We start from the raw sequence: 2,491 nt of genomic DNA on the forward strand, positions 1-2,491 counted from the left end.
GGCAGTCCGTGTCCCTCGGTGGCCTCGCACGCGTGCGCGGTCTGCGGGGCGGCGGCCGGGGCCGCGCCGGTGACCGAGGCGGCCTCCCGGGGCCGCTCCGGGCAGTCGGCCGTCGCGGCGGCGGTGGTAGCGGTGGACGCGGCGGCTGTGGCCGAGGGGACGGCCTGGGCGACCGGGCCCGTGCTGTGGCACAGCGCGCACATGAAGCACATGAGCACCAGCGCGACCAGCGGCACCGCGAGGGTGCGCTGTCGCCGCGTGGAGGTGTGCCGGTCCATGCCAGGAACTGTAGCGGTGGTGTCGCCGGGGCCTTCGGCGGCCACGGGATAGGGGGAGGCCGCGGCTTCCGGCGGCGGACCCGGCCTCCGCCTCCGGGGGCCGCTGACGCCTCCGCCGCACCGGTCCCGGCCCGTGAAGGCGGCGGGACGGGTGCGCGGGAGGACGCGGTGGGGGTCAGCGACCGGTGCGGCCGTCCACCAGTTCGCGGAGGATGTCCAGGTGCCCGGCGTGGCGGCCGGTCTCCTCGACCATGTGCACGAGCGCCCACCGCATCGACGGGGCCGGTCCGTTCCGGCGCCCCGCGTGCGCGGGCCCGCCGAGGTCGTCGCAGGCGGCGATGGCCCGGTCGGCGGCGGCCACGGCCGCGCGATATCCCTACAGAACGCCCGCCGTGGTCTCGTCGGTGTCGGCGTGTGCGCACGTGCTGCTCCGGCGCGCCGTCCAGCTTGGCGAGGACGCTCCCGCGCAGGCAGGCCAGGAACCCCGTGAGGACCTCCTTGTCCGCGGACCCCGTCCTGGGCGGGGCTGGTCGCGTCGGCGCGAGGGCGTATCGGCCGTCCTCGTCGAACCCTTCGGCGTCGCCCCCGTACGGCGCGAGCGGGACGAACGTCAGGCCGAAGCGGCGCACAGGGTGCGGGCGCACCCGGGGGTCGCCCGCCCTGGGCGCGTCCACCAGTTCGTCGATGGGCACCCGGTACACGCGCGAGAGCGGGAGCAGTTGGCCCAGCGTCGGCTGCACGCGCCCGGTTTCCGGGCGCGACAGCGTGCTCGGGGTGACCCCTGTGCGCTCCGACAGTTCGGCGGGGGTCAGCCGCGCGCGGTTGCGCAGGCCCCGCAGCCGCGCGCCCACGGCGCGCAGCACCTCGGCGTCGCCGTCGTCGGCACGGCGGTTCCCGCTCCCATCCGTATCCGCAACCTATGGCGCGGTGGTGGGAACGGTGATCCGTCCGGGCCGGTGGGGTGGTTGCGCCCCCGAGCACCCACCCTCCCGGCCGGAAACGGCTGCGCGGCAGTCCGCGCGCACCGCGGCCGGGCGGGACGGTGGCCCACCGGAAGGTGCCTCCCGGTGGTCCCGGCGTACGGGTTCCTCTGTCGCACCGGACCCTTCCAACAGAACGGCGCCCTCTCCCCGGAACCTCCGGACCGGTACTCGGTGCCCCAATTAGGCGTTCCGCACGTCTTGTGACGACACGAAGCTACGCATAGCATCGACCCGACCCCACCGGGTCACCAAGCAGTATCAGCACCCTCACCCCCGGGAGACCCCCATGCTGAGACGCGTCCTCATGCCCGTCGTGATCGCCCTGAGCGCCCTGGCGCTGACACTGGTGGGCACCGCCCCGGCCACCGCCGCGCCCGCGGAGCAGACCCAGCCGCTGCGCCAGACCGTCCTGTACTACGACGCCAGCCGGGCCGCGGAGTACACCTCCGCCGTCGCCTCCGCCGTGAACGTGTGGAACTCCAGCGTCAGCAACGTGCGCCTGGAACCGGCCTCCGCAGGACGGCGCGCCGAGATCCGGATCGTCGCCGACGACGGCTGGCCCCGCGCCCACCTGGGCCCGGTGCGCCCGGGCGGGCAGGTCACCGTCTGGATGGGCCGCCAGGGCACCGCCCAGGGCTACGACGCGGTGCGCATCGCCGCGCACGAACTCGGCCACAGCCTGGGCCTGCCCGACGCCAAGCCCGGCCCGTGCTCGTCGCTGATGTCGGGCTCCACCGGCGGCGTGGACTGCACCAGCCGCTACCCCAACGCCTCCGAGCGCTCGCGGGTGGAGGCCAACTACGGCAGCGGCCTGAGCGGCCAGCGCGCCGCCGACGGGCAGCTCCTGGTCGACCGCTTCTGAGCCGACCGCGCCCGGGCGGGCGCCCGGGCTCCGAACACGACTGGCTCGGGCGCCGGTCCGCACCGGCGGGCCGGCGCCCGGGCCGGCGCACACCCCCTCGCGCCCGGAGGGCGTGGTCATCCCGCGCGCGGCCGGAGCAGGGGTACCAGAGGACAGCGGTCACCGACCAGGCGGCACACCAGGGTCAGGGCCGCCAGACCCGCCGCCACGGCGACCAGGACCGCACCGAGGGGGTCGGAGAGCCCCTGGAGCAGCACGAACACCCCCGTGATCAGCACGAAGCCACCGAACCCCTTGCGCAGGGCGGCTTCGGGCACGCGGGAGGCCAGGCGCACCCCGACGAGCGAACCGGCCACCGCGAGCGCGCT

General features: G+C 76.0%; 2 protein-coding genes and 3 pseudogenes. 1 reads left to right on the plus strand and 4 read right to left on the minus strand.

What is annotated here, in order from left to right; genetic code table 11:
* The 3 genes and pseudogenes from ABD54_RS26235 to ABD54_RS29645 all read right to left on the minus strand — a co-directional run.
* Window positions 1–278 (minus strand): annotated as a pseudogene (locus ABD54_RS26235) (hypothetical protein); the annotation flags it as partial.
* 175 nt (window positions 279–453) lie between these two features.
* On the minus strand, window positions 454–639 hold the full coding sequence (locus ABD54_RS29290) for a DUF664 domain-containing protein (protein ID WP_235432209.1): 186 nt from the start codon (window positions 637–639) through the stop codon (window positions 454–456).
* A 373-nt stretch (window positions 640–1,012) separates the two neighbouring features.
* Window positions 1,013–1,141: pseudogene (locus ABD54_RS29645) on the minus strand (helix-turn-helix transcriptional regulator); the annotation flags it as partial.
* Window positions 1,142–1,547: 406 nt separating this feature from the next.
* Between ABD54_RS29645 and ABD54_RS26245 the strand changes: the two are divergent.
* On the plus strand, window positions 1,548–2,123 hold the full coding sequence (locus ABD54_RS26245) for a snapalysin family zinc-dependent metalloprotease (RefSeq protein WP_047872234.1): 576 nt from the start codon (window positions 1,548–1,550) through the stop codon (window positions 2,121–2,123).
* Window positions 2,124–2,239: 116 nt separating this feature from the next.
* Here ABD54_RS26245 and ABD54_RS26250 read toward each other — a convergent pair.
* Window positions 2,240–2,491, minus strand: a pseudogene (locus ABD54_RS26250) (sulfite exporter TauE/SafE family protein); the annotation flags it as partial.

Origin of the sequence: Nocardiopsis sp. RV163 (genome assembly GCF_001029525.1) — a bacterium.
GTDB classification, from domain to species: domain Bacteria; phylum Actinomycetota; class Actinomycetes; order Streptosporangiales; family Streptosporangiaceae; genus Nocardiopsis; species Nocardiopsis dassonvillei.

Excerpts from the sequence above, each read along its gene's own strand:
- ABD54_RS26245 (WP_047872234.1), top strand. The coding sequence starts at position 1,548 with ATGCTGAGACGCGTCCTCATGCCCGTCGTGATCGCCCTGAGCGCCCTG.